This window comes from Paragemmobacter kunshanensis, assembly GCF_011059185.1.
Taxonomy (GTDB): domain Bacteria; phylum Pseudomonadota; class Alphaproteobacteria; order Rhodobacterales; family Rhodobacteraceae; genus Paragemmobacter; species Paragemmobacter kunshanensis.
In genome coordinates this window covers 21,228-45,337 of the sequence record NZ_JAALFE010000016.1, presented here as the reverse complement: position 1 = coordinate 45,337, position 24,110 = coordinate 21,228, and the positions used below count along the sequence as shown (strand labels likewise).

The following is a 24,110-nucleotide window of genomic DNA, read 5'->3' as shown; positions in this document are numbered from 1 at the left end:
GGAACAGGGGGAACCAAATGGCGGATCCGCGTTACGCCATCGAACTGAAGGGAATCTCGAAATCCTTCGGTCCGGTGCAGGCCAACAGGGACATCCATATCGCCGTGCCCCGGGGCACGATCCACGGGATCATCGGCGAGAATGGCGCGGGGAAATCCACGCTGATGTCCATCCTCTATGGGTTCTACCGCGCCGATTCGGGCGAGATCTTCATCAATGGCAAGCCGACCGCCATCCCCGACAGCCAGAGCGCCATCCGCGCAGGCATCGGGATGGTGTTCCAGCATTTCAAGCTGGTGCAGAATTTCACCGTGCTGGAGAATGTGGTTCTGGGCGCGGAAGAGGGGGCGCTGCTGGCGGGCTCGCTTTCCAGGGCGCGCCGCGTGCTGGGCGAGTTGAGCCGGGAATACGAACTGGATGTCGATCCCGATGCGGTGATCGAGGATCTGTCGGTGGGCCATCAGCAGCGGGTGGAGATCCTGAAGGCGCTGTATCGGCAGGCCGATATCCTGATCCTGGACGAGCCGACGGGCGTGCTGACCCCGGCCGAGGCGGACCATCTGTTCCGCATCCTGAAAGGGCTGCGCGATCAGGGCAAGACGATCATCCTGATCACCCACAAGCTGCGCGAGATCATGGAGACCACCGACAATGTCAGCGTGATGCGGCGCGGCACGATGGTGGGCACGGTCAGGACCGCCGAGACCAGCCCCGAGGAACTGGCCGAACTGATGGTGGGGCGGAAAGTCCTTCTGGAGGTGGAAAAGGCCCCTGCCCTGCCGGGCAAGGTGGTGCTGAAGATCGAAGACCTGCGGGTGCGCGACGAACATGGGGTAGAGCGGCTGAAGGGCATCAATCTGGAGATCCGCGCGGGCGAGATCCTGGGGATTGCCGGGGTGGCGGGGAACGGCCAGTCGGAACTGCTGGAGGCGCTGGGCGGCATCGCGCGGGCGACCGGGCGGATCACGATGAACGGGGTGGAATTGCCCCTGTCGGGCAAGGGCGCGGATGGGCGCGCCCGCCGTGCGGCGGGCATCGCGCATGTGCCCGAGGACCGGCAGGCGCTGGGCCTGATCATGGATTTCACGGCCTGGGAGAATGTCGCCTTCGGCTATCACGACGCGCCGGAATATCAGAAGAACGCGCTTTTCATGGATAATGATGCGCTGCGGGCGGATACGGAGCGGAAGATGGCCACCTTTGACGTGCGCCCGCCGATCCCGACGCTGGCGGCGAAGAATTTCTCGGGCGGGAACCAGCAGAAGATCGTGGTGGCGCGCGAGATCGAGCGGAACCCCGACCTGCTGCTGGTGGGCCAGCCCACGCGGGGGGTGGATATCGGGGCGATCGAATTCATCCACAAGCAGATCGTGGCCCTGCGGGATCAGGGCAAGGCGATCCTGCTGGTCAGCGTGGAACTGGACGAGATCCGCAGCCTTTCGGACCGGATCGCCGTGATGTTCGACGGCCAGATCATGGGCCTGCGCGACCCGGAAACGACGGATGAGCGGGAATTGGGCCTGATGATGGCCGGGATGACCGGCAAGGGGGAGGCCGCCTGATGGAACGCTTGCCGAAATGGGCCGATGTGGCCCTTGTCCCGCTGATCTCGCTGCTGCTGGCCGCGATCATCGCGGCGCTGGTGATCCTGGCCATCGGGCAGGACCCGTGGGAGGCCCTGACCGTGATGGTGCAGGGATCGGTGATGAATGCCTATGGCTGGGGCTATACGCTGTATTATGCCAGCAGCTTCATGTTCACGGGCCTTGCCGTGACCGTGGCCTTTCATGCCAGCCTCTTCAATATCGGGGGCGAGGGGCAGGCCCAACTGGGCGGGCTTGGCGTGGCGCTGGCCTGCCTGTTCATCCCCTGGCCGCACTGGACGCTGGCGCTCTTGGGCGCGGCGACGGCGGCGGCGCTGTTCGGCGCGGCCTGGGCCGCGATCCCGGCCTATCTGCAGGCGCGGCGGGGCAGCCATATCGTGATCACGACGATCATGTTCAACTATATCGCGGCGGCGGTGCTGATCTTCCTTCTGGTGGATGTGCTGCGCCCCGACGGGCAGATGGACCCGGCGACCGCCCGCTTCCCCGAGGCGGCGCAGCTTCCGACGCTGAACGAGATCCCCGGCTTCAACCTGATCTTCACCTCGAACGTGCCGGCGAATGTGACCTTGTTCATCGCGCTGGGCATGGCGGTGGTGGTCTGGCTTCTGCTGTGGCGCACGCGGCTGGGCTATGCGATCCGCGCCTTCGGCAAATCCGAGGCGGCGGCGCGCTATGCGGGGATCAGCCCCTTCGCGATCATCATGGTGGCGATGCTGATTTCCGGCGGGCTGGCGGGCATGATGGCCATCAACAACGTGATGGGCGAGGCGGAAAGGCTGCTGCAGAATTCGGCATCCGGCGCGGGGTTCATCGGGATTGCGGTGGCGCTGATGGGGCGCAACCATCCGGTGGGGGTGGTGCTGGCGGCGCTGCTGTTCGGCTTTCTGTTCCAGGGGGGCGCCGAGCTGGGCCTGTGGACCAAGATCCCCATCGAGATGCGGACGGTGGTGCAGGGCCTGGTGATCCTGTTCACCGGGGCGCTGGATGTGATGGTGCGGATGCTGCTGACCTGGATCTTCAACCTGTTCCGGGCGGGCCGGGCCGTGAAGGGGGCCGCGTGATGGATTACGCAACGCTTCTGCAACTTCTGGATACCACCCTGCGGCTGGCCACGCCGCTGCTGTTTGCCTGTCTGGCGGGGCTTTATTCCGAACGGGCGGGGATCTTCGACATCGGGCTGGAAGGCAAGATGCTGATGGCGGCGATGGCCTCGGCCTCGGTCGCGTTCCTGACGGGGTCGGTCTGGGTGGGGATGTTCGCGGGGATGGCGGCTTCGCTGGTGCTGGCGGGGATCCATGGGGTGGCGTCGATCACCTTCCGGGGGAACCAGCTGATTTCGGGGGTGGCGCTGAACTTCGTGGCCTCGGGCATCACGGTGCTGATCGCGCAGCGCCTGTTCGGGCAGGGCGGGCGGACGCCGCCGCTTGCGGGGGATGCACGGTTCGAGGCGATCACCCTGCCGCTGGCCGAGGAACTGCGCGGCGTGCCGGTGCTGGGGCCGCTTTATGCCGAGGTGATCTCGGGCCATCCGCTGCTGGTTTACGTGGCGCTGCTGATGGTGCCGCTGACCTGGTGGGTGCTGTATCGCACGCGGTTCGGGCTGCGGCTGCGGGCGGTGGGCGAGAACCCGGCGGCGGTGGATACGGCGGGGATTTCCGTGGTGGGCCTGCGCTTTGCCGCCGTGGCGATCACCGGCATCCTCTGCGGGTTGGCGGGGGCCTATATGGCGACCGCGCTGCAGGCCGGGTTCGGCCGCGAGATGACGGCGGGGCGGGGCTATATCGCGCTGGCCGCGCTGATATTCGCCAAGTGGCGGCCGGTGGCGGCGCTTTGGGCCTGCCTGCTGTTCGGCTTCTTTCAGGCGCTGGCGCTGCGTCCCGACGTGGTGGAGGCGGTGGTGCAGGTGAAGGTGCCGGTGCCCTTCCTTGACGCGCTGCCCTATGTGCTGACCGTGCTGGTGCTGGCGGGCTTTGTCGGCAAGGCCATTCCGCCGCGCGCGGGGGGAGAGCCCTATGTCAAGGAGCGGTGAGGAACTGGCAACGCTGGTCCGGGCGCGGGCGGGGGATGCGCCCGTCCGGCTGGGGCTGATCCTTGGGTCTGGCCTTGGCCATCTGGCGGGGGCGGTGGAGGGGGTGGCGATCCCCTATGGCGAGTTGCCGGGATTTCCGCATGCGGGCGTGTCGGGGCATAATCCGAACCTGGTGATCGGAGAGCTTGAGGGTGTGCGCGTCGCGGTGTTCGGCGCGCGCGAGCATTACTATGAAAAGGGCAATCCGGCGGCGATGCGGCCCGCGCTGGAACTCTTGCGCGCGCTGGGGGGCGAGGCAGTGATCGCCACCAATGCGGCGGGCAGCCTGCGCGCCGATATCCGGCCCGGCGATCTGATGCTTCTGTCGGATCACATCAATTTCTCGGGCCTGAACCCGCTGATCGGCGAACCCACCGATGCGCGCTTCGTGCCGATGGGCGATGCCCATGACCCGGCCCTGCGCGCCGCCCTGCGGGCAAGCGCCGAGGCCGAGGGCGTGGCCCTGCCGGAAGGGGTTTACGCCTGGTATTCCGGCCCGTCCTTCGAGACGCCGGCCGAGATCCGCGCGATCCGCATCCTGGGCGGCGATGCGGTGGGGATGTCCACCGTGCCGGAGGTGATCCTTGCGCGGTTCATGGGGCTGCGGGTGGCGGCGATTTCCACCATTACCAACATGGCGGCGGGCCTGTCGGACGAAAAGATCAGCCATGAGCATACCAAGGCCATGGCCCCGCTGGGTGCGGCAAAACTGGAACGGGTGCTGAGACATTTCCTGCGCCATCTCCGATGACGGGCCGAGTGGTTTGACATCGCGGCCAAAGGGGCGCAACCCTTTGGTCTGACTGCCGCTTCTTGCCCGGCCTTGCCCATGCAGCTTTACCTTCCGATTGCCGAGGTATCGGTCAATGCCTTCCTCCTTCTGGGGTTGGGCGGCATCGTGGGCTTTCTGTCGGGCATGTTCGGCGTGGGCGGCGGGTTCCTGATCACGCCCTTGCTGTTCTTCATCGGGGTGCCGCCCGCCGTGGCGGTGGCCACCGGGGCCAATCAGGTGGTGGCCTCGTCCATTTCCGGCGTGCTGGCGCAGCTCAGGCGGAAGGCGGTGGATTTCCGCATGGGCCTTGTGCTGCTGGCGGGGGGGCTTGTCGGATCGGCGGCGGGGATCTGGGTGTTCCAGTGGATGACGCGGCTGGGGCAGGTCGATCTGTTCGTGCAGCTGTCCTATGTGCTGTTCCTGGGCCTGATCGGGGCGATGATGCTGCAGGAAAGCCTGCGGGCCTGGTTCCGGTCGCAGCGCGGCGGGCCGGTGCGGCGGGCGCATGTGCATACCTGGGTGCATGGCCTGCCCTTCAAGATGAAATTCCGCGCCTCGGGCCTTTACATCAGCGTGCTGCCGCCCTTGGGGGTGGGGGCGCTGGTGGGGTTTCTGGCGGCGATCATGGGGGTGGGTGGCGGGTTCGTCATGGTGCCTGCGATGATCTATCTTCTGGGCATGCCCACCAAGGTGGTGGTGGGAACATCGCTGTTCCAGATCATCTTCGTCACGGCCTTTACCACGCTGATGCATGCGGTGACCAACCAGACGGTCGATATCCTGCTGGCGCTGCTGCTGATCCTGGGCGGGGTGGTGGGCGCGCAGATCGGCACGAGCATCGGGGTCCGGCTGAAGGCAGAGCAGCTGCGCATCCTGCTGGCGCTTCTGGTGCTGGCGGTTTCGGTGAAGATCGCGCTGGACCTGCTGATCCGCCCGTCCGAGCTTTATTCCGTGATGCCCGGGGTGCTGCCATGAGCGGGGCGGGCCTGCGGCAGGGGCTGGGGATCGTCGCGCTGGCGATGGGGGCTGCGGGCAGCCCCGCCCCGGCGGCGGAAAGCATCGTGGCGGGGCTGAGCCAGAACCGCGTCTCGATCACCGCCGATTTCGACGGGTCGGAGATCCTGGTCTATGGCGCGGTCAAGCGCAACGCGCCGCTCCCCGAGGGGGCGATGGAGGTGATCATCACCGTCGAGGGGCCGGCGACGCCGGTCACCATCCGCAAGAAGGACCGCCGCGCGGGCATCTGGATCAATACCGAAGCGGTGCATATCGACGCGGCCCCCAGTTTCTATGCCGTGGTGACGACCGGCCCCCTGCGGCAGATCCTGTCCGAGACCGAGGATCTGCGCCACCGCATCACCCTGCCCCGGGTGATCCGCGCCATCGGTGCCGCGAATGAAAGCGGAAGCCCCACCGAATTCATCGAGGCGATGCAGCGCATCCGCATCGGGGAAAGCCGGTACCGCGTGTTGCAGGGGGCGGTGGAATTCACCGAACAGACGCTGTTCCGGGCCGATGTCGTGCTGCCCTCGAACCTGACCGAGGGCGAATACCGGGTGCGCATCTTCCTGACGCGGGGCGGGCGGGTGGTGGATGCGCAGGATCGCGTGGTGGGCGTGCGCAAGGAGGGGCTGGAGCGGTTCCTGTTCAGCCTGGCCCGCAGCCAGCCCTGGCTATACGGCCTGTTGTCGCTGGTGATGGCGGCGGGGGCGGGGTGGGCGGCCTCGGTCGGGTTCGGGATATTGCGGCGCTAGGGGGCTGCGTCAGGCGGCGATGCGCGCCTCGGCCCGGGGGGCGGCGCGGGCCATGGTCAGGCCGCGCGCGGCGTTCAGCACCATCAGCGCGGCCCAGAGCCCGTGATTGCCGAGGGCAGGCATCAGCAGGGCCAGCGCCAGCGCATAGATCGCGACCGACTGGATCATGGTGCGCCGCATCTCGGCGGTCAGGGTGGCGCCGATGAAGATGCCGTCATAGATCCAGGAAAAGACGCCGATCAGGGGGGCCGCGACAAGCCAGGGCAGATAGGCGCGCGCCTCGGCCCGGACATCGGGGGCGGTGGTCATCAGGTCGATCAGGGCGGGGCCTGCCAGCGCGAAGGCCAAAGCCAGCAGCGCCGCCCCGGCCACGCCCCATTGCATCGACAGCCGCGCGGCGCGGCGCAGGTCGGCGCGCGCCTTTGCCCCCACCGCCTGCCCCACAAGGGTTTCGGCGGCGAAGGCGAAGCCATCCAGCGCATAGGCGGTGATGGAGAGGAACTGCAGCAGCACCTGATTGGCGGCCAGCGTCACATCGCCCAGCCTTGCGCCGAAGAAGACAAAGGCGGTGAAGCTGAGTTGCAGCAGGACCGAGCGGATCATGATATCGCGGTTGACCGCCAGCATGACGCGCAGCGCGGCGCGGTCGGGCAGCCGCGCCCAGGCCGCGCGCCAGACCGGCAGCACCCCGTCGCGGCAGAGCCAGAGCCCGAGGGCAAGCCCCGTCCATTCCGCGATCAGGGTGGCGGCGGCGACGCCGGAGACGCCCCAGCCAAGGCCAAGGACGAACCACAGGTCCAGCGCCACATTCACCCCGTTGATCCAGAGCTGCAGCAGCAGCACGCCGCGCGTGCGTTCCACCGCGATGAGCCAGCCCGTCAGCGCATAGGCGGCGATGGTGGCGGGGGCGCCCCAGATGCGGATCGCCAGATAGTCGCGCGAAAGGGCCTCCACCTCGTCCCCGGCGGGGGCGATCAGGAAGGCCACGTGAAAGAGCGGGCCCTGCAGCAGGATGAAGGCCAGCCCCGCCGCCGCGCCGATCAGCAGGGCGCGCAGCAGGATCGCCCCGCGTTCGGGCAGGTCGGCCGCGCCATGGGCCTGGGCGGCAAGGCCCGAGGTGCCCATGCGCAGGAAGCCGAAGATCCAGTAGAGCGAGATCAGGATCACCGATCCCACGCCCACGGCCCCGATGGGGGCGGCCTGCCCCATCTGGCCCACCACGCCGGTATCCACCGCCCCCAGAAGCGGCACTGTCGCATTGGACAGGACGATGGGCGCGGCGATCCCGAGCAGGCGGCGATGGGTGATCGTGGACATGGCCGCCCGACCATGGCGGATCGGCGCGGCGGGGGGAAGGGGGGTCAGTCGTTATCGGAACTGGCCGCGCCCGCATTGCGGCGCGAGGCATCGGAGGGCGGGACGGTGGTGCGCAGGGCCAGCCCGTCGAGGCAGTCGATCACTGAAGCCGAGACGAGGGCGCGGGAGGTCGTGGTGGCGACCGTGGTGGGTATCTCTGTGGCGGGGGCGATGGACCAGCCCGCGCTGGCCTGCGCCCAGCCCGGCCCGAAGGCCACCCCGCCATCGGGATCGACCGTTGCAACGGCGATCCCGTCCGCACAAAGGGCGACAGGCCCCCGTTCGCGGGCGATCAGATTCAGGAAGGGCAGCAGATAGCCCGGCGCGGGCAGATCGTCGGGCAGCAGTTCCCTTGGCAATGGACCATCGGCGGAAGCAAACCTGTCGGCAAGCGCCGCCCCGATGGTGACGGGCCCCTGCCCCCCCGCGACGAAATGGGCCAGCCAGAGCGTCGCCCAATCGGCGGCAGGCAGGCCCCGGCGGGCCAGCCATTCGGCGGCCCAGCCTGCCTCTTCGGCATGGCCCCAGCCCAGCCCCGCGCCGCGCGCGGCCTTGGTCACCAGCGCGCGCAGTTCGGACATCGCCATGTCGATGGGGGCGGTGGTCATGCGCCCAACTCGTCTGGGTAGGGCTGGCCCTGGAACAGGCTGATCCGCACCCAGCGGTCCGAGCGCGGATCAAAGCGGGTGGCCCCGAAGAAGGCCAGCTTGCAGCGCAGGATGTCGATGGGCAGCATGGCGGCATCCAGCAGGTTGTCGCGGATCTCGGCATAGGGCAGGCCGCGCAGCATCAGCAGGCGGCGCGCCGTGTGGCGGTGTTCGGGGTGGCGCAGCAGGAAGGCCGCCAATGTGGCCCCTTCGGGAAAGGCGGCAAGGGCAGCGGCCAGCGCGGCGATGGCGCGGGCGATGCCAAGGGGTTGCTCCCTTTCCTGGCCTGCCTCTTCGTGGCGGTTGCCAAGGCGGGGTTCCAGCTTTTCCTCGGACACATACCAGAAGCGGGCAGAGCGGGCCGGATCGGCGAAATCGAAGGCGCGGACCCAGCCGTAATCGCGGGCGAGGATGGCGCGCAGGGTGGCAAGGGGCAGGCTGCCGTCAAGGGGAAAGCCCGTCTCCTCATCCGCGTCGAGGCCATCGGCCAGATCATCCACCACCGCGCCATGCGGTTCGAGAAGCAGGGAAAGCAGGCATTCCTGCCCCTCTTCCGACAGCACCCCTTCGCCCCAGCGCCAGAGCGCATCCCAGGGGCGCGGCGCGGCGGGGGTCCAGACATGGTCCACATGGGTGGCGAGGATGTCGAGATCATGGCGCAGCATGTCCAGCTTGCGGATCTGCGCGGGATGGTCGCTGTGCCAGAGCGTGGCGTTTTCCTGCGCCCCTGCCAGCGCCTGACGGAAGGCGGCGCGGGCGGCCCCATCGGCCGAGGGGAGCGCGCGGACGCGGGCCAGCGCGGTTTCGCGGACCGTCATCCAGTTGTTCAGGAGGCGGGGATGGCGCACGAGGAAGGGCGCCATCCCCAGCCCGGTGGAATTGCCCACCCCCAGGCGGCGGCGCAGGGCGCGGTCCATCCGGACCGCGCGCGCCCCGCCCCGCACCTGCGCCAGATGTTCGGCGATATCCACGGTGAAGGCGCGGGTCAGCCAGACCGAGAGCATCTCGGCCTGGAAGGGGGCCTTGAGTTCGGGGCGGGCCGCGATGCAATCGCGATCCGCCGCGCCGAACTTGCCCGAGCCATAGACGGCGGTGGTGCGCATCAGATAGCCCACGGCGTCGATCTCGGCCCGGTCGGGTTGCTGGCCCTGCGCCAGCCGGTCCACCACATGGGAGAACAGCCGGACAGAGCGGTTGGCGCGGCTGAGGGAAAGTTCCTTCGCGCTGATGCGCCCGGCTTCCTGCAGGGGGACATTGGCGGCGAGGCGATCCAGATCGGCGGCGTCGGGTTCGCCATCGACAAGGGCGAAGGTCGCATCCCAGGCGGTGGCGATGACGCGGTCAGAGCGCATCTCGTCGGGCAGGTCATGGGCGAAGGCCACAAGGCAATAGCTGCGTTCCGGGCCGCGCGCGCGATAGACGGCGCGGCCGGTGCCGCGCGCGTCCATCTCCCACAGGGGGCGGTCAAAGCGCCAGCCTTCGGCCTGCATCCGCCGCAGCAGCACGCGCAGGAAGGACAGGCGCATCGGATGGGCCGATCCCATGCGCGACAGGCGCATCACCCTATCGGGATCGCGCGGGGCGATGTCCTGTGCCGGGTCTGCCCGTTCCGCGATGGTCATTCCGCCGCCCTCTTGCCCTGCGCCTCGGCCCCCTGCCCGGCTGCCCCGAAGGAGGCGGCGAAGAAGCGCGCCCAGTTGCCGCCCATGATCGCGGCGACCTCGGTTCCCGAGAATCCGGTGGCGCGCAGGCCATCGGCGATCGTGCCGAAATCGCGATTGTCGCGGAACCATGCGGGCATGGCGGGAAAGCCCGGCGCATCCTTGCTGCCTTCGCCGTAATCAACGGCCTTGGTCCAGCGCCCGGTGCGCATCCATTCCACCACGCTGTCGGGCTGGTTCTGGCAAAGGTCGGTGCCGATGCCCAGGAAATGGGTGCCGAAGCGTTCCGCCGTGCGGGCGATCATGCTGCAGAATTCCGCGAGGGAGCAGGCGCTGCCATCCTTCAGGTGATGGGGGTAAAGCGAGAAGCCCAGCATCCCCCCCGTCTGCGCCAGCGCGCCGATCACGGCATCGGATTTGTTGCGCCGCGCGGGGTGCCAAAGGGCGGGGTTGGCATGGGTGATGGCGATGGGGCGGGTGGAATGGTCCAGCGCCGCAAGGGTGGAGCGTTCGCCCGAATGGCTCATGTCCACGACCATGCCGATGCGGTTCATCTCGGCCACCACTTCGCGGCCCATGCGGGTAAGGCCGGTATCTTCGGCCTCATAGCAGCCGGTCGCGAGGAGGGACTGGTTGTTGTAGGTCAGTTGCATGAAGCGCAGGCCAAGGCGATGGAGGACTTCGACAAGGCCGATGTCATCCTCGATGCAGGAGGGGTTCTGCGATCCGAAGAAGATGGCGGTGCGCCCGGTGGCGCGGGCATGGGCGATGTCGGCGGCAGTGAAGCCCTGGAAGATCAGGTCGGGCCAGCGTTCGAACCAGCGGTTCCAGCGTTCGATATTCGCCACCGTCTCGCGGAAATTCTCGTGATAGACCAGCGTCACATGGACGGCATCCACCCCGCCCGCGCGCAACTGGCGAAAGATCTCTTCCGACCAGTTGGAATATTGCAGCCCGTCGATCAGGTAACTCATTCCGGGACCCCTGCCGCCATGTAGGCGGTCTTGACCGTTGTAAAGAACTCGGCCGCGTAGCGGCCCTGCTCGCGCGGGCCGAAGGAGGACAGGCCGCGCCCGCCGAAGGGGACGTGGTAATCCGTTCCCGCCGTGGGCAGGTTCACCATGACACAGCCCGCGCGCATGTTGGCACGGAAATGTGCGGCACGGGCGAGGCTGCGGGTCATGATCCCCGCCGTCAGGCCGAAGGGGGTGTCATTGGCGAGGGAGAGCGCCTCGGCATAGCTGTCTGCGGGGATGATGCAGGTGATGGGGGCGAACATCTCGGCCCGGTTGACGCCCATGGCGTTGGTGGTGTCGGCAAGGATGGCGGGGGCCATGAAATGGCCCTGCGTGGGGCGGTCGAGGCGTTGGCCCCCGGTCAGGAGGGTGGCGCCCTCGGCCCGGCCTTTCGCGACCCAGTCGAGATTGGCGGAAAGCTGGCCTTCGCTGACCACGGGGCCGATCTGGGTGCCCTCTTCCAGCGCGTGGCCCACGCGCAGGGCTTCGGCAGCAGCGACGAGGCGGGTGGTGAATTCCTCCAGCACCTTGCGATGCACGATCAGGCGCGAGGCGGCGGTGCATTTCTGCCCCGTCCCGCCGAAGGCCGCGTTGCAGGCATGGGCCACGGCAAGGTCCATGTCGCAATCATCCATGATGAGCATGGGGTTCTTCGACCCCATCTCCATCTGCAGTTTCGCGCGGTTTGTCAGGACGCGGGCGGCGATGGACTGGCCCACCTCGACCGATCCGGTAAAGGTGACGGCGGCCACGTCGGGATGGCCGACCAGCGCATCGCCCAGGGCGCGGCCCGCGCCCATCACCATGTTGAAGGTGCCCGCAGGCAGCCCCGCCCGCGCGATGACCTGCGCCAGCGCCACCGCAGAGGCCGGGGTCAGGTTCGCCGGTTTCCACACCACCGCATTGCCATAGGCCAGCGCGGGGGCGATCTTCCAGGCGGGTGTCGCCACCGGGAAATTCCAGGGCGTGACGATGGCCACGACGCCCAGCGCTTCGCGCCGCACCTCGATTTCCACCCCCGGACGGACGCTTTCGGCCTGATCGCCCTGGCAGCGCAGCGCCTCGGCCGCGAACCAGGTGAAGAACTGGCCCGCGCGATAGACCTCGCCCTTGCCTTCGGCCAGCGGCTTGCCTTCCTCACGCGAGAGAAGCGCGCCGATCTCGGCCGCGCGGGCCATGAGTTCGGTGCCGATCTGCATCAGGGCATCATGGCGGCGCTGGATGCCGGCCGCTGCCCAGTGCGGCTGCGCCGCGCGGGCGGCGGCCACGGCGCGATCCACATCTGCAACCGAGCCTTGGGCGAAATGACCGATCACATCGGTCAGGTCCGAGGGGTTGATGTTGGCAACCGTGCCCTCGCCCGCGCACCATGCGCCTGCGATGTAGTTGCGTGTCTCGATGTCCATAGCCGTCCTCATTGCCGTGCCAGCGCCTGCATCACCTGCCGGGCGGTCAGGCCGCCCGCGATCTGCCCTGCCTCATCCCGCACCGCCACGGCCTGCGCGCCCTGCGCAAAGGCGGCGAAGGCGGATTCCAGCGTGGCCCCGGCCTCGATCACCGGGGCATCGGGCGGCGGGATCAGCCCCGCATCGGCAAAGGCCCCGCAGAGCAGGATGCGGCTGCGGTTCACATCGCGCACGAAGCGCGCGACATAGTCATCGGCGGGGGCGGCCAGGATTTCCGCCCCGGTTCCCACCTGCCGCAGGGTGCCATCCTTCAGGATGGCGATATGGTCGCCCAGAAGCAGCGCCTCGTCGAGATCATGGGTGATGAAGACGATGGTCTTGCCCAGCCGCGCCTGAAGTTCCTTCAGCTGCAACTGCATGTCATGCCGGATCAGCGGGTCGAGGGCCGAGAAGGCCTCATCCATCAGCAGCACCTCGGCATCGGTGGCCAAGGCCCGGGCCAGCCCGACGCGCTGCTGCATGCCGCCCGAAAGCTGGGCGGGATAGCTGTTCTCGAACCCGGCCAGCCCCACCAGCGCGATCTGTTCGCCCGCGCGGCGATGCGCCTCAAGCCGCGCCACGCCATCGAGGGCAAGGCCATAGGCCACATTCTCGATCACCGTGCGGTGCGGCAGCAGGGCAAAGCGCTGGAACACCATCGCCACCTTGCGGCGGCGGAAGGCCTGCAGCCGCGCGGCATCGAAGCCGAGGATATCCTCGCCATCGAACAGGATGCGCCCCCCCGTCGGTTCGATCAGGCGGTTGAAATGGCGGATCAGGGTGCTTTTGCCCGATCCCGACAGGCCCATGATGACGAAGGTTTCGCCCGCCCGGATATCCAGCGTGATGTCATGCAGGCCAAGGACATGGTCCGTCTCGTCCTTAAGGCGGGTCTTGTCCATGCCTGCATGGACCTTGGCCAGCGCGCCCCTGGGATCGCGGCCAAAGACCTTGGACACGGCTTCGACATGGATCTTCACCGGGCGCATCATTTCCCCTCGCGGTGCAGGTTGGCCTGGACGCGGCGGCCATAGCTTTGCGCGATGCGATCGAAGATGATCGCCAGCAGCACGATGCCCAGCCCCGCGATCAGGCCGCGCGACACTTCCAGCCGCTGGATGCCCTGCAGCACCTGATAGCCAAGGCCGCCCGCCCCGATCATCGAGGCGATCACCACCATGGACAGGGCCATCATCGTGGTCTGGTTGATGCCCGCCATGATGGTGGGCATGGCCAGCGGCACCTGCACCGACCAGAGTTGCTGGCGCGGCGAGGCGCCGAAGGCGCGCGAGGCTTCGACGATTTCGGGATCGACCTGGCGGATGCCAAGGTCTGTCAGCCGGATCACCGGCGGGATGGCGAAGACGATGGTGGCGAGCAGCGCCGGGATCTTGCCGGGGCCGAAGAGCATGACGAAGGGGATCAGGTAGACGAAGATCGGCATGGTCTGCATGATGTCGAGGACCGGCAGCATCCCGCCGCGCAGCCTGTCGGAGCGCGACATGGCGATGCCCAGCGGCATGCCGATCAGGACCGACAGCACCGTCGCGGCCAGCATCAGCGCGACCGTGGCCATCGCCTCGTTCCAGACACCCAGAAGGCCCAGCAGCACCAGCAGCAGCGCCACTGCGGCGACCGGCGGCCAGCGGCGGGCAGCCCCCCATGTGGCCGCGCAGAACAGCGCCACCACCACCCACCAGGGCAGGGTTTGCAGCCCCCGCTCCAGCCCCGTGATGCCGCGCAGCACGGGCATGAACAGAAGCTCCAGCGTTTCGCCCCAATTGGCGACGATGCTGTTGAAACCTGCGTCCAGCGCGCGGCCGAAGGCGCGCGTGTCCCACAGTTCGGGGAAGCCGGATGTCATGGGAATGGTCCTTGTCAGGCAGGCCGCCCCCCGGCATCGGGGGGCGACCGGCGATCATCATCAAAGCGAGGATTTCACCTTCTCGGCCACTTCGGCGGGCACCCAGGCACCCCAGATCGCATCGTATTCCTTCAGGAAATGCACGGCCACCTCTTCGGGGGTGGCGCCGTTGTCATCGCCCCAGGCCAGCACGGTGCTGATCTCGTCATTCGGGACCTGCATCTTCGACAGGAAATCGGCCACGGCGGGGGCCTGATCCTTCAGGTCCGACACGACGGCGACCGCCACCTCGCCCGCGGCCCAGCCGGTGACCTGCGGATCGGCGCAATTGGCATCGGTCAGGCAGGTGAACTTTTCCCGGTCGCTTTCGGGCATGCCGAGGCGGACCAGCTTGAACTTGCCCACCACATCCGACGGCCCCCAGTAATAGCCGACCCAAGGCGCGCCCTGCGCCACGGCCCGCGCGATGGAGGCCTTGAGGTTTTCGCCCGATCCCGGCGAGAACAGCTCGAACGAATCCTCAAGCTTCAGAGCCTTGTAATAGTTGGTGATGATTACCTCGCTCGCCCAGCCGGGGGGGCCGTTGTAAAGCCTGCCCTTGCCGGGGTTCTGGTTATCTTCGAAGATCTGCCAGTTGGCGGCCAGATCCTCGATGGATTTCAGCTGCGGGTTCTGTTCCAGCACGTAATCCGGCACCCAGAGCCCGTCCTGCCCGCCACCGGCGAAGATGTCAGAGGCCTTGTAGACATTGCCCTTGGCCTGCATCTCGTCCCATTGGGCCTGCACGGTGGACACCCAAAGCTCCGGCGCGACGGTGGGGGTGGAGCGGGTCAGCATCGAGGTGGCCGTGGGCACGGTATCGCCCGGCACAAGCTGCGCGTCGCAGCCATAGCCTGCTTCCATGATCTTTTGCGCGACATGGGCCAAGGTGGCGGCGGAAAGCCAGGTCATCTCGGCCACGGTGATGGTGCCGGCGCTGCCGCAATCCTGCGCGGCGGCGGGCTGGGCCTGCGCCATGCCCGCAAGGGCAAGGGCGGCAAGTGCGGCAAGGCGGGGGGTGGGAAGGCGGGGGGTCTGTGTCATCGTGAACCTCTCCTGACAGGGGGCGGGGTTCGGCCCCGGCCCGTTCTGGACAGCAGTCTCGGGCCGGGCGTCGCTTCAATCAAACGATAACGGATGAGATTGATTTCAGTTTTTCTTAACTGCCCGTCGCGAGGCCCAGGCGCCGGGCCAGATCGTCGTCGATCAGGGTTCCCTCTGCCTCGATCCTTGCCCGTGCGGCGATGCGGCGGCTGCCGGGCAGGCGCGCGCCGGGCTGGCCTTCGATGGCCCCGGCAAGGGCCGCGATGCGTTCGGCAAAGCCCGGGGCAAAGGCCGCCGGGTCGATGGCGATGAAGCATTGCCCGGTGCCGGGCGGCCCGCCCGCGGGGCCGGAAAAGGGGCTGGCGTCGCGGCTGGCCACCGCGCCCGACAGGGCGGAGGCCAGCACCTCGACCAATAGCCCCGCGCCAAAGCCCTTGGCCCCGCCCGCGGGCAGCATGGAGCCTTTCAGCGCGGCCTCGGGATCGGTGGTCGGGCGGCCCTGGTCATCCAGCGCCCAGCCCTCGGGGATCGCCTCGCCCCGGCGGGCGCGCAGCATCACCTCGGATTTCGCCACGACGCTGGCCGATTGATCCAGCACGAAACGCGCGCCGCCCGCGCCATCGGGAAGGGCCAGCGCAAGGGGGTTGGTGCCGATCACCGGCACCCGCCCCCCCGGGGGCGCGATGGAGGCGGGCGCATGGGTGAAGCAAAGCCCGATCAGCCCCGCCCCGGCGATGGCTTCGGCGTGATGGCCAAGGATGCCGCAATTGTAGGACCGGCGCAGCGTCAGCGCCGCGATCCCGCAGGTGCGGGCGGCGGCGATCAGGGCGGGCAGGCCCGCGTCGATGGCCGGATGGGCAAAGCCATGGGCCGCATCCACCACCACCGCCCCGGCGCGGGGCTGCGACAGGGCGGGACGGGCCTGCCCGTCCACCTTGCCGCAGGTCAGATGATCGGCATAGACCGGCAGATACATCAGCCCATGCGACCGCACGCCATCGCGTTCTGCCGCGCGGATCGACCGCGCCACCGGCCCCGCCTGCATGTCGGATGCCCCCGCCGCGCGCAGGCGGGCCAGCGCCAGCGCCTCTACCTCATCCAGTGTCATCCGCATCGGCCCGTCCCCTCTTTTCGCGATCAGGGGCAGGGTCACGATTGCGGGCTTCAGTTCAACACAGTACTTCTTGCGTGAACTTCAACGGGACTGAACCATGCTGCGACTCGAAGCCCTGCGCGCCTTTGTCGAGGTGGCCGATCACGGCAATATCAAGGATGCCTCGGACCGGCTGTTCCGCACGCCTTCGGCGCTGTCGATGACGCTGAAACAGATCGAAGAGCGGCTGGGCTGCCCCCTGTTCGAGACCGACCGCAAATCCAGCCTGACGGATATGGGGCGGTTCCTTTACGACCAGTCGGTGATCCTGCTGCGCGACTATGACCGCGCGATGGAGCGGATCGAGGCGCAGTCGAAGGCGCGCAGCGGGCGGTTGCGCATCGCCTCGGTCCCGTCGGTGGCGACGATGCTGCTGCCGGGCTTTCTGCAGGATTTCATCGCCACGCGGCCCGATCTGGACATTGATCTGGTGGATACCGACAGCACGGATGTGCGGCATCTGCTGGAGACGGGGCAGGTGGATCTGGGCATTGCCGGGCTGCCGCCCGATCTGCCGGGGCTGGCCAGCGATCCGATCTTCCGCGATCCCTTTCGCCTTGTCTGCCGCAGCGACAGCCGCCTTGCGACGCAGGCCCGGATGCCCGACTGGGCCGATCTGGAGGGCGAGGCGCTGATCCTGAACGAAGCCGCGCGCGGCCTTGCCTCGCCCGGGTTTCAGCGGCTGGCGCTGGGGGCGCGGTTTTCGGTGCGCAATGTCGCCTCGCTGCTGGCGATGGTGCAGGCGGGGATGGGGGTGACGCTGCTGCCCGCGCTGGCCACGGTGAACCTGCCCGCCAGCCTGACGGCGCGCGCGCTGGCCGATCCGGCCTGCATGCGCCGGGTCAGCATCCACTGGCGCATCGGGCGCATTCCCAGCCCGGTGGCGCAGCTTTTCCTGCGGCAGTTCGCGGCGGATGCGCGGTTGCAGGCCGGGCGGCTGGGGCTGGAGCCGATTGCCTGAGCGTGGGCCGCGCGGATCACTCGGCCGGTTCGCCGGGGGCGGGGGGCATCAGGAAATGCCCCGTGCCTTGCGCGAAAAGCCGGGCGCGGTTGTCCTGCCATGCCTCGACATGGACAGAGGCATAGCGGCGGCCCGAGCGGTTGACGCGGGCGCGGGCATAGGCATCGCGGGGCAGGCCCGTGCGCAGGTAATCCACCGTGAAATCAATGGTCTTGGGCAGGCGCAGGGGCATGCCCGCGATGGCGGCGGGGTCGATCTTGCCGGCCTCCATCTCTTCCCACAGGATCGACCATGACAATTCGATGATCGCCGCCACTTCCAGAAAGGCCGCCGTCACCCCGCCATGCAGGGCGGGCAGGGCCGGATTGCCGATCAGCTTTTCGTCAAAGGGCAGGATCGCCGTCAGCTCATCGCCGCGCCGGTCGAACTGGATGCCGAGATACTGGATATAGGGCACGCCCGACAGTAGCGCCCGCAGCGCGGCGTCGCGGCGCTGCTTGACCACCTGGACGGGTTCGGGTTTCGCACGGGTCATTTCGCCCCCTTGGGCCGGTCAAGCGTGAAGGCCCCCGTCGCCGCCGCCACGGGGCGGCTTTCATCCTCATCCGTCGCCGTGACGCGGACAAAGGCGACAGAGCGGGTCACGTGATAGCATTCGGCGCGGGCGGTGATCGTCTGGCCCGGGGTGGCGGCGCGGAAATAGTCGATCCGCAGGTCCAGCGTCGCGGTCGAGGCGGGCGCGGCCGGATGGCACATCACCGCCGCCCCGCTGGCCGTATCCATCAAGGCCGAGACCGCGCCCCCATGCAGCACGCCCGTCGCCGGATCGCCGACAAAGCGCAGGTCATAGGGCATGGTCATCACCACCCGCCCCGCACCCAGCGATTCAAGATGCATCCCCAGAGCGCGGGAATGGGGGATCGCCTCGATGAAGCGCCGCGCCAGTGCCGTGACATCCTGTGCCGTAACGTCGGTCATTGCCAAATCCCTTTCGCACCCATTAATCGCGCGGCCGCCGTGATGTGCAACCCCTGCCCCGCCGTCATGCGCCGATTGCGCGCTGCCTGCCGCGCGCCTATGCTGCCCCCGTCAGGAGAGTGCCGATGTCCGAAACCCGCCTCAGCTTCAAGGAGATGTGCGCGAAGTTCGACGTGACGCCGCGAACGCTGCGCTATTACGAATATATCGAACTCTTGCAGCCCGAAAAGGAAGGCCGCGCCCGGTTCTATGGCCCGCGCGAGGTGGCGCGGATGACACTGATCCTGCGCGGGCGGCGCTTCGGCTTTTCGCTGGAAGAGATCCGCCAATGGCTGCTGATCTATCGCCAGAAGGGCACGCGCAGCCAGCTTGAGGCCTGGCTGCAGATGGCCGACCGCCAGCTTGCCGCGCTGAATGGCCAGGTCGAGGAGTTGCAGCTTTCCATCGCCGACCTGCGCGCCCTGCGCGAAACGGCGGTCGAGGAGTTGTCGAAACTGCCCGAGGCGTGATCCCGCAAGCGAACTTCACGTCACCCGCGCCGTGACGCCACGTTACGTTTACGTTCACGTCAACTTGTCTGGTAAGCTTCGGGAAAGGCGTCAGAGTCATGCTGTGACCTGATGCAAGCTGCCAGACGAGTTGCCCCGATGACCACCAAGGAAGATCTGCTGACGATCCGCGACATGTGCGACACCTTCGAGGTGACGCCGCGCACGCTGCGGTTCTATGAGGCCAAGGAACTTCTGTCGCCGATCCGGCGCGGCACGGCGCGGTTCTACACCTATCGCGACCGCGCGCGGCTGAAGCTGATCCTGCGCGGCAAGCGGTTCGGCTTCTCGCTGGAGGATATCCGCCAGCTTCTCGACATGTATGACCGCGAGGGTCGCCAGCAGGAGGCGCAATTGCGCCGCACCTATGAGGTGGCGGCCGAACGGCTGGCGCAGATGGAGCGGCAGCGCGCCGAACTGGATGAGGCGATCGCGGATCTGAAGGAACAGATGGCCTGGGGTGAGGGCGTGCTTGCCGCCTTCCGCAAGGCCGCCGAATAGGAGGAGAGAAAGACGATGCCCAGCTATGCCGCCCCCGTGAAGGACATGCAGTTCGTGCTGCATGACGTGCTGAACATCACCGCATCCGACATTCCCGGCTATGCCGATCTGGATGCGGGCTTTACCGCCGCCGTTCTGGAAGAGGCGGGCAAGCTCGCCTCTGACGTGCTGGCCCCGCTGAACGCCGTGGGCGATCGCGAAGGCTGCCGGCTGGAGAATGGCGTGGTGCGCACGCCGAGCGGCTTCAAGGACGCCTTCGAGAAGCTGAAGGAAGGCGGCTGGACCGCGCTGGATTGCGACCCGGATTATGGCGGGCAGGGCCTGCCCTATGTGATGGGCACGGCGGTGGGCGAGATCTTCGTCGCGGCCAATATGGCGCTGAACATGTATCAGGGCCTGACGCATGGCGCCTATTCGGCGATCCATGCCCATGGCACGGAGGAGCAGAAGGCGACCTATCTGCCCAAGATGGTCTCCTGCCAGTGGACCGGCACCATGAACCTGACCGAGCCGCATTGCGGCACCGATCTGGGCCTGATGCGCACCAGGGCCGAACCGCAGGCGGATGGCAGCTATCGCATCACCGGGCAGAAGATCTTCATCTCGGCGGGCGAACATGACATGGCCGAGAACATCATCCACCTCGTTCTGGCCAAGGCGCCGGGGGGTGGCGAGGGGACGAAGGGCATCTCTCTCTTCATCGTGCCGAAGTTTCTGGTGAATGCCGACGGGTCTCTGGGGCAGCGCAACGCGCTGTCGGTCGGCAAGATCGAAGAGAAGATGGGCATCCATGGCAATGCCACCTGCGTGATGAACTATGACGGCGCGACCGGCTGGCTGCTGGGCGATCTGCACAAGGGCATGCGCGCCATGTTCACCATGATGAACGAGGCGCGGATCGGCGTGGGTGTGCAGGGCTATGCCGTGGCCGAGGCCGCCTATCAGAACGCGCTGGCCTATGCCAAGGACCGGCTTCAGGGCCGCGACGTGACGGGGGTGAAGAACCCCGAAGGCCCCGCCGATCCGCTGATCGTGCATCCCGATATCCGCCGCAACCTGATGGATCAGAAGAGTTTCGTCGAAGGCGCGCGGGCCTTCACCTTCTGGGGTGCCTCGCTGATTGACCGGGCGCATCGCAACGGCGATGCGGGGGCCGAGGGGCTGATTTCCCTGCTGACCCCGGTGATCAAGGGGTTCCAGACCGACAAGGGCTTTGACGTGGCCGTGGCGGCGCAGCAGGTTTATGGCGGGCATGGCTATATCGAGGAATGGGGGATGTCCCAATTCGCCCGCGATGCCAGGATCGCCATGATCTACGAAGGCGCCAACGGGATCCAGGCGCTGGATCTGGTGGCGCGCAAGCTGGCGGCGGATGGCGGCAAGCATGTGATGGCTTTCTTCGATCTGGTGAAAGGCTTCCTGAAGGAGAATGAAGGGGATGAGCGGCTGAAGGCCGGGTTCCTCGATCCGCTGAAAGGGGCATCGAAGGCGCTGCAGGGGGCGGGGATGTATTTCATGCAGAACGGCATGAAGAACCCCAATGCCGCGCTGTCGGGCAGCTATGATTTCATGCATCTGATGGGGCATGTCTGCCTTGGGCTGATGTGGGCGAAGATGGCCAAGGCCGCCCATGCCGCGCTGGATGCGGGCGCGGCGGACCGCGATTTCTACGAGGCCAAGATCGCCACGGGCCGCTATTACATGGCCCGCCAGCTGCCCGCCTGCGCGATGCATCTGGCGCGGATCGAAAGCGGGGCGGAGCCGGTGATGGCGCTGCGGGCGGAGGCGTTCTAAGGTTCGGGGGCTACGAATTTTCTGCGAAAATTCCGCCCCCGAGACAACCGACCACAGGAGGCCCTGATGCCAAAACGCTTTCGCCTGACCCGCCGCTTCCCGGTCGCCATGACCGAGGACGGCTATCGCAAGCTGAAGCGATTCGCGCAGGAGGCCGGGCTGGACGAGGGCGAGGCGCTGTCCTTCCTGTTCGAGAATTTCGACAGCGTGATGGACAGGGAGAACCTTACCCATCGCCTGCGCCTGTTCAATTCGGAACTGGACGACAGGAAGCGGTAGCGCGGGCAGAGAGGGAGGAAGAGGGTATTTGGGCCGAGACGAAGACAGGACCGCACGCCGCATCCTGTGCCTACGGCTTGGCTATCCTCGGGGCAGGATGCGGCGCTTCGTCCCGGGCGGTCATCGGCTCCCCAGCCTGTACCGCGCGGCAAGGATGACGGGCAAAGATGAAGGAAACGTTGCTTCGTCTTGGTCCAAATACCCTCGGGGTCCGGGGGTGAAGCCCCCGGGTGGTGGGGCTGGGAGGAACGGATGGGAATGAAGCTCTATTGTTTCGGCGAAAGCGGGAACGCCTACAAATGCGCGCTGTCGCTGACCCTGACCGGGACGGAATGGGAGCCGGTCTTCGTGGATTTCTTCGGGGGCGAGACGCGGGGGCCGGCCTTCCGCGCGATCAACCCGATGGGCGAGGTGCCGGTGCTGGTGGAGGGTGACACGACCCTTACCCAATCCGGCGTGATCCTTGACTACATCTCTTCCAAGACCGGCCAGCTTGGCGGGCGTTCGGCGGCGGAACGGCGCGAGGTGCTGCGCTGGCTGTTCTGGGACAATCACAAGCTGTCGACGCAGGTGGGAACCTGCCGGTTCCTGTCGAATTTCCTGCCCGCCGAAAAGCGGCCCGAAGGCGTGATCCCCTTCCTGCAGGGGCGGCTGAAGGCGGCCTATGGGGTGCTGGAGGCCCATCTGGAAGGGCGCGACTGGATCGTGGGCGATGGCCCCACCATCGCGGACCTGTCCTGTTGTTCCTATCTCTACTACCCCGAGCCCTTCGGCTTTTCCCGCGCGGACTGGCCCCGGATCGACCGCTGGCTTGCAGGCATCGCCGCCCTGCCCGGCTGGAAGCACCCCTATGACATGATGCCTGGCAATCCCTCGGATCGGGCATGAAGGAGACGACGATGACCGACGCCTATATCTATGATGCCATCCGTTCCCCCCGCGGCAAGGGCCGCCCCGACGGCGCGCTGCATGAGGTGACCTCGGTCACCCTTTCCGCCCGCATCCTCGATGCGCTGGCAGAGAGGAACGGCCTGACGGGCCATGCGGTGGAAGATGTCATCTGGGGCAATGTCACGCAGGTGGGCGAACAGGGGGGCTGCCTTGCCCGCTCTGCCGTGCTGGCCTCTGGCCTTGACCAATCCATACCCGGCCTTGCGATCAACCGCTTCTGCGCAAGCGGGATGGAGGCGGTGAACCTTGCCGCCAACCAGGTGAAGGGCGGCGCGGGGGCCGCCTATATCGCGGGTGGGGTAGAGATGATGGGCCGTGTGGCGATGGGCAGCGATGGCGCGGCGATTGCCGTTGATCCATCGCTGGCGATGAAGACCTATTTCGTGCCGCAGGGGATCAGCGCGGACATCATCGCCACCGAATACGGCTTTACCCGCGATCAGGCGGACGCGCTGGCGGTGGAATCGCAGCGCCGCGCGGCGGAAGCCTGGGCCGCAGGCCGCTTTGCCAATTCCGTCGTCCCGGTGAGGGATCAGAACGGCCTCACGATCCTTGCCCATGACGAATACATGCGACCGGGGACCGACATGCAGACCCTGGGCGCGCTGAAACCCAGCTTCAAGGAGATGGGCGAATCCATGCCCGGCTTCGACAAGCTGGCGCTGATGAAATACCCGCATCTGGAACGGATCGAGCATATCCATCACGCCGGCAACTCCTCTGGCATCGTGGATGGCGCGGCGGCGATCCTGATCGGCAATGCGGAATTCGGGCGCGCGCATGGGCTGAAGCCCCGCGCGCGGATCCGGGCCACGGCAAAGATCGGCACCGATCCCACCATCATGCTGACCGGCCCGGTGCCGGTGACGGAAAAGATCCTGAAGGACAGCGGCATGTCGATTTCCGACATCGACCTGTTCGAGGTGAACGAGGCCTTCGCCTCGGTCGTGCTGCGCTTCCTGCAGGCCTTCGAGGTGGACCCCGCGAAGGTGAACCCCAATGGCGGCTCCATCGCCATGGGCCATCCCCTTGGCGCGACGGGGGCGATCATCATCGGCACGCTGCTGGACGAGCTGGAGCGCACGGGCAAGGGCACGGGCCTTGCCACGCTCTGCATCGCGTCGGGCATGGGGGCGGCCACCATCATCGAGAGGGTGTGATGCCGAAGCTGGACCTTGCCTCTCTCCCGGTCCGGACCGGGTCGATCTATCCCGCGCCCTATGCCGAGAGGATGGCGGGGCGATCCTCGCTGCGGCTGGGCCAGGCGGGGGGGCTGACGCAGTTCGGGGTGAACCTCGTGACGCTGGAGCCGGGGGCGATGTCCTCGCTCCGGCATTGGCACATGGCGGAGGATGAATTCGTCATGGTGACAGAGGGCGAATGCGTGATGGTGACGGATGCGGGGGAAGAGGTGATGCGCGCGGGCGATTGCGCGGCCTTTCCGGCCAATGTGCCGGACGGGCATCATTTCATCAACCGCAGCGGCGCCCCGGCGCGGTTCCTTGTCGTGGGGACGAAGGCCCCGCGCGAAGTGGCGACCTATTCGGATGTGGATCTGAAGGTGGTGGTGGAAGACGGCAGCGCGACCTTCACCCGCAGGGACGGCACGCCCTACAGGCCGGAGGACGGGGCATGAGGCAAGACCCCCTCCCCGACCCTCCCCCGCAGGCGG

25 protein-coding genes are annotated in these 24,110 nt (G+C 67.4%); 14 read left to right on the top strand and 11 right to left on the bottom strand.

Annotated features, from left to right (window positions below):
- Window positions 1-17: 17 nt before the first annotated feature.
- The 6 genes from G5V65_RS15555 (at window position 18) to G5V65_RS15530 (ending at window position 6,201) form a co-directional block, all read left to right on the top strand.
- Window positions 18-1,562 (top strand): ABC transporter ATP-binding protein, encoded by a 1,545-nt coding sequence (locus G5V65_RS15555; RefSeq protein ID WP_165051845.1) that lies wholly within the window; start codon window positions 18-20, stop codon window positions 1,560-1,562.
- Entirely contained in the window at window positions 1,562-2,668 is a 1,107-nt protein-coding gene (locus G5V65_RS15550) for an ABC transporter permease (protein WP_165051843.1), read from the top strand. The genes G5V65_RS15555 and G5V65_RS15550 overlap by 1 nt, the downstream gene beginning before the upstream one ends.
- Window positions 2,668-3,636, top strand: a complete 969-nt coding sequence (locus G5V65_RS15545) for an ABC transporter permease (RefSeq protein ID WP_165051842.1) — start codon at window positions 2,668-2,670, stop codon at window positions 3,634-3,636. Before G5V65_RS15550 ends, G5V65_RS15545 begins: the two co-directional genes overlap by 1 nt.
- On the top strand, window positions 3,620-4,426 hold the full coding sequence (locus tag G5V65_RS15540) for a purine-nucleoside phosphorylase (protein ID WP_165051841.1): 807 nt from the start codon (window positions 3,620-3,622) through the stop codon (window positions 4,424-4,426). Before G5V65_RS15545 ends, G5V65_RS15540 begins: the two co-directional genes overlap by 17 nt.
- 78 nt (window positions 4,427-4,504) lie before the next feature.
- Window positions 4,505-5,422, top strand: coding sequence for a sulfite exporter TauE/SafE family protein (locus G5V65_RS15535; protein WP_165051840.1), 918 nt, complete (start codon window positions 4,505-4,507; stop codon window positions 5,420-5,422).
- Window positions 5,419-6,201: a TIGR02186 family protein gene (locus tag G5V65_RS15530; RefSeq protein ID WP_165051839.1), complete on the top strand. Its 783-nt coding sequence runs from the start codon at window positions 5,419-5,421 to the stop codon at window positions 6,199-6,201. The genes G5V65_RS15535 and G5V65_RS15530 overlap by 4 nt, the downstream gene beginning before the upstream one ends.
- Window positions 6,202-6,210: 9 nt before the next feature.
- Here G5V65_RS15530 and G5V65_RS15525 read toward each other — a convergent pair whose 3' ends face one another.
- The 9 genes from G5V65_RS15525 to G5V65_RS15485 all read right to left on the bottom strand — a co-directional run bounded on the left by G5V65_RS15525 (window position 6,211) and on the right by G5V65_RS15485 (window position 16,387).
- Window positions 6,211-7,518 (bottom strand): MATE family efflux transporter, encoded by a 1,308-nt coding sequence (locus tag G5V65_RS15525; RefSeq protein ID WP_165051837.1) that lies wholly within the window; start codon window positions 7,516-7,518, stop codon window positions 6,211-6,213.
- A gap of 44 nt (window positions 7,519-7,562) precedes the next feature.
- Window positions 7,563-8,165 (bottom strand): DUF3726 domain-containing protein, encoded by a 603-nt coding sequence (locus G5V65_RS15520; protein ID WP_165051835.1) that lies wholly within the window; start codon window positions 8,163-8,165, stop codon window positions 7,563-7,565.
- Entirely contained in the window at window positions 8,162-9,826 is a 1,665-nt protein-coding gene (locus G5V65_RS15515) for a hypothetical protein (RefSeq protein WP_165051833.1), read from the bottom strand. Before G5V65_RS15515 ends, G5V65_RS15520 begins: the two co-directional genes overlap by 4 nt.
- Entirely contained in the window at window positions 9,823-10,839 is a 1,017-nt protein-coding gene (locus G5V65_RS15510; RefSeq protein ID WP_165051831.1) for a membrane dipeptidase, read from the bottom strand. Before G5V65_RS15510 ends, G5V65_RS15515 begins: the two co-directional genes overlap by 4 nt.
- The gene (locus tag G5V65_RS15505) at window positions 10,836-12,287 is read right to left on the bottom strand and encodes an aldehyde dehydrogenase family protein (RefSeq protein ID WP_165051828.1); all 1,452 of its coding nucleotides are present in this window, start codon (window positions 12,285-12,287) and stop codon (window positions 10,836-10,838) included. Before G5V65_RS15505 ends, G5V65_RS15510 begins: the two co-directional genes overlap by 4 nt.
- 8 nt (window positions 12,288-12,295) lie before the next feature.
- Window positions 12,296-13,318 carry a quaternary amine ABC transporter ATP-binding protein gene (locus G5V65_RS15500; RefSeq protein ID WP_206526821.1) on the bottom strand — a complete coding sequence of 341 codons (1,023 nt, stop codon included), beginning with the start codon at window positions 13,316-13,318 and terminating at the stop codon, window positions 12,296-12,298.
- A complete protein-coding gene (locus G5V65_RS15495) occupies window positions 13,315-14,190 on the bottom strand; it encodes an ABC transporter permease (RefSeq protein WP_165051824.1) in 876 nt (291 codons plus the stop codon). Before G5V65_RS15495 ends, G5V65_RS15500 begins: the two co-directional genes overlap by 4 nt.
- A 60-nt stretch (window positions 14,191-14,250) precedes the next feature.
- The gene (locus tag G5V65_RS15490; RefSeq protein WP_165051822.1) at window positions 14,251-15,273 is read right to left on the bottom strand and encodes a glycine betaine ABC transporter substrate-binding protein; all 1,023 of its coding nucleotides are present in this window, start codon (window positions 15,271-15,273) and stop codon (window positions 14,251-14,253) included.
- A 115-nt stretch (window positions 15,274-15,388) separates the two neighbouring features.
- On the bottom strand, window positions 15,389-16,387 hold the full coding sequence (locus tag G5V65_RS15485) for an Ldh family oxidoreductase (protein ID WP_165051820.1): 999 nt from the start codon (window positions 16,385-16,387) through the stop codon (window positions 15,389-15,391).
- 97 nt (window positions 16,388-16,484) lie between these two features.
- Here G5V65_RS15485 and G5V65_RS15480 point away from each other — a divergent pair, with 97 nt between their 5' ends.
- Complete coding sequence (locus G5V65_RS15480; RefSeq protein ID WP_165051817.1) at window positions 16,485-17,387, top strand: LysR family transcriptional regulator; 903 nt, start codon at window positions 16,485-16,487, stop codon at window positions 17,385-17,387.
- Between the two features lie 16 nt (window positions 17,388-17,403).
- Here the strand turns inward: G5V65_RS15480 and G5V65_RS15475 are convergent, their stop codons facing one another.
- Together G5V65_RS15475 and G5V65_RS15470 are read right to left on the bottom strand one after the other, a co-directional pair.
- Window positions 17,404-17,922, bottom strand: a complete 519-nt coding sequence (locus tag G5V65_RS15475; protein ID WP_165051815.1) for a PaaI family thioesterase — start codon at window positions 17,920-17,922, stop codon at window positions 17,404-17,406.
- A complete protein-coding gene (locus G5V65_RS15470; RefSeq protein ID WP_165051813.1) occupies window positions 17,919-18,365 on the bottom strand; it encodes a PaaI family thioesterase in 447 nt (148 codons plus the stop codon). Before G5V65_RS15470 ends, G5V65_RS15475 begins: the two co-directional genes overlap by 4 nt.
- A gap of 125 nt (window positions 18,366-18,490) precedes the next feature.
- Between G5V65_RS15470 and G5V65_RS15465 the strand changes: the two genes are divergently transcribed.
- The 7 genes from G5V65_RS15465 to G5V65_RS15435 all read left to right on the top strand — a co-directional run bounded on the left by G5V65_RS15465 (window position 18,491) and on the right by G5V65_RS15435 (window position 24,074).
- Complete coding sequence (locus tag G5V65_RS15465; RefSeq protein WP_165051811.1) at window positions 18,491-18,874, top strand: MerR family transcriptional regulator; 384 nt, start codon at window positions 18,491-18,493, stop codon at window positions 18,872-18,874.
- A 138-nt stretch (window positions 18,875-19,012) separates the two neighbouring features.
- The gene (locus G5V65_RS15460) at window positions 19,013-19,414 is read left to right on the top strand and encodes a MerR family transcriptional regulator (RefSeq protein ID WP_165051808.1); all 402 of its coding nucleotides are present in this window, start codon (window positions 19,013-19,015) and stop codon (window positions 19,412-19,414) included.
- A 15-nt stretch (window positions 19,415-19,429) separates the two neighbouring features.
- On the top strand, window positions 19,430-21,208 hold the full coding sequence (locus tag G5V65_RS15455) for an acyl-CoA dehydrogenase C-terminal domain-containing protein (RefSeq protein WP_165051806.1): 1,779 nt from the start codon (window positions 19,430-19,432) through the stop codon (window positions 21,206-21,208).
- Between the two features lie 66 nt (window positions 21,209-21,274).
- The gene (locus tag G5V65_RS15450; RefSeq protein ID WP_165051804.1) at window positions 21,275-21,487 is read left to right on the top strand and encodes a hypothetical protein; all 213 of its coding nucleotides are present in this window, start codon (window positions 21,275-21,277) and stop codon (window positions 21,485-21,487) included.
- 252 nt (window positions 21,488-21,739) lie between these two features.
- Window positions 21,740-22,375 carry a glutathione S-transferase family protein gene (locus G5V65_RS15445; protein ID WP_165051802.1) on the top strand — a complete coding sequence of 212 codons (636 nt, stop codon included), beginning with the start codon at window positions 21,740-21,742 and terminating at the stop codon, window positions 22,373-22,375.
- 11 nt (window positions 22,376-22,386) lie between these two features.
- Window positions 22,387-23,598, top strand: a complete 1,212-nt coding sequence (locus G5V65_RS15440; RefSeq protein ID WP_165051800.1) for an acetyl-CoA C-acetyltransferase — start codon at window positions 22,387-22,389, stop codon at window positions 23,596-23,598.
- Window positions 23,598-24,074: a cupin domain-containing protein gene (locus tag G5V65_RS15435; RefSeq protein ID WP_165051797.1), complete on the top strand. Its 477-nt coding sequence runs from the start codon at window positions 23,598-23,600 to the stop codon at window positions 24,072-24,074. The genes G5V65_RS15440 and G5V65_RS15435 overlap by 1 nt, the downstream gene beginning before the upstream one ends.
- Window positions 24,075-24,110: the final 36 nt, after the last annotated feature.

Bases quoted from the DNA above. Each gene is read 5' to 3' on its own strand.
- G5V65_RS15530 (WP_165051839.1), top strand. From the start codon at position 5,419: ATGAGCGGGGCGGGCCTGCGGCAGGGGCTGGGGATCGTCGCGCTGGCG.
- G5V65_RS15465 (WP_165051811.1), top strand. From the start codon at position 18,491: ATGTCCGAAACCCGCCTCAGCTTCAAGGAGATGTGCGCGAAGTTCGAC.
- G5V65_RS15535 (WP_165051840.1), top strand. From the start codon at position 4,505: ATGCAGCTTTACCTTCCGATTGCCGAGGTATCGGTCAATGCCTTCCTC.
- G5V65_RS15510 (WP_165051831.1), bottom strand. From the start codon at position 10,839: ATGAGTTACCTGATCGACGGGCTGCAATATTCCAACTGGTCGGAAGAG.
- G5V65_RS15505 (WP_165051828.1), bottom strand. From the start codon at position 12,287: ATGGACATCGAGACACGCAACTACATCGCAGGCGCATGGTGCGCGGGC.
- G5V65_RS15450 (WP_165051804.1), top strand. From the start codon at position 21,275: ATGCCAAAACGCTTTCGCCTGACCCGCCGCTTCCCGGTCGCCATGACC.
- G5V65_RS15445 (WP_165051802.1), top strand. From the start codon at position 21,740: ATGGGAATGAAGCTCTATTGTTTCGGCGAAAGCGGGAACGCCTACAAA.
- G5V65_RS15555 (WP_165051845.1), top strand. From the start codon at position 18: ATGGCGGATCCGCGTTACGCCATCGAACTGAAGGGAATCTCGAAATCC.
- G5V65_RS15455 (WP_165051806.1), top strand. From the start codon at position 19,430: ATGCCCAGCTATGCCGCCCCCGTGAAGGACATGCAGTTCGTGCTGCAT.
- G5V65_RS15525 (WP_165051837.1), bottom strand. From the start codon at position 7,518: ATGTCCACGATCACCCATCGCCGCCTGCTCGGGATCGCCGCGCCCATC.
- G5V65_RS15485 (WP_165051820.1), bottom strand. From the start codon at position 16,387: ATGCGGATGACACTGGATGAGGTAGAGGCGCTGGCGCTGGCCCGCCTG.
- G5V65_RS15515 (WP_165051833.1), bottom strand. From the start codon at position 9,826: ATGACCATCGCGGAACGGGCAGACCCGGCACAGGACATCGCCCCGCGC.
- G5V65_RS15545 (WP_165051842.1), top strand. From the start codon at position 2,668: ATGGATTACGCAACGCTTCTGCAACTTCTGGATACCACCCTGCGGCTG.
- G5V65_RS15520 (WP_165051835.1), bottom strand. From the start codon at position 8,165: ATGACCACCGCCCCCATCGACATGGCGATGTCCGAACTGCGCGCGCTG.
- G5V65_RS15475 (WP_165051815.1), bottom strand. From the start codon at position 17,922: ATGACCCGTGCGAAACCCGAACCCGTCCAGGTGGTCAAGCAGCGCCGC.
- G5V65_RS15540 (WP_165051841.1), top strand. From the start codon at position 3,620: ATGTCAAGGAGCGGTGAGGAACTGGCAACGCTGGTCCGGGCGCGGGCG.
- G5V65_RS15435 (WP_165051797.1), top strand. From the start codon at position 23,598: ATGCCGAAGCTGGACCTTGCCTCTCTCCCGGTCCGGACCGGGTCGATC.
- G5V65_RS15480 (WP_165051817.1), top strand. From the start codon at position 16,485: ATGCTGCGACTCGAAGCCCTGCGCGCCTTTGTCGAGGTGGCCGATCAC.
- G5V65_RS15490 (WP_165051822.1), bottom strand. From the start codon at position 15,273: ATGACACAGACCCCCCGCCTTCCCACCCCCCGCCTTGCCGCACTTGCC.
- G5V65_RS15470 (WP_165051813.1), bottom strand. From the start codon at position 18,365: ATGACCGACGTTACGGCACAGGATGTCACGGCACTGGCGCGGCGCTTC.
- G5V65_RS15495 (WP_165051824.1), bottom strand. From the start codon at position 14,190: ATGACATCCGGCTTCCCCGAACTGTGGGACACGCGCGCCTTCGGCCGC.
- G5V65_RS15460 (WP_165051808.1), top strand. From the start codon at position 19,013: ATGACCACCAAGGAAGATCTGCTGACGATCCGCGACATGTGCGACACC.
- G5V65_RS15550 (WP_165051843.1), top strand. From the start codon at position 1,562: ATGGAACGCTTGCCGAAATGGGCCGATGTGGCCCTTGTCCCGCTGATC.
- G5V65_RS15440 (WP_165051800.1), top strand. From the start codon at position 22,387: ATGACCGACGCCTATATCTATGATGCCATCCGTTCCCCCCGCGGCAAG.
- G5V65_RS15500 (WP_206526821.1), bottom strand. From the start codon at position 13,318: ATGATGCGCCCGGTGAAGATCCATGTCGAAGCCGTGTCCAAGGTCTTT.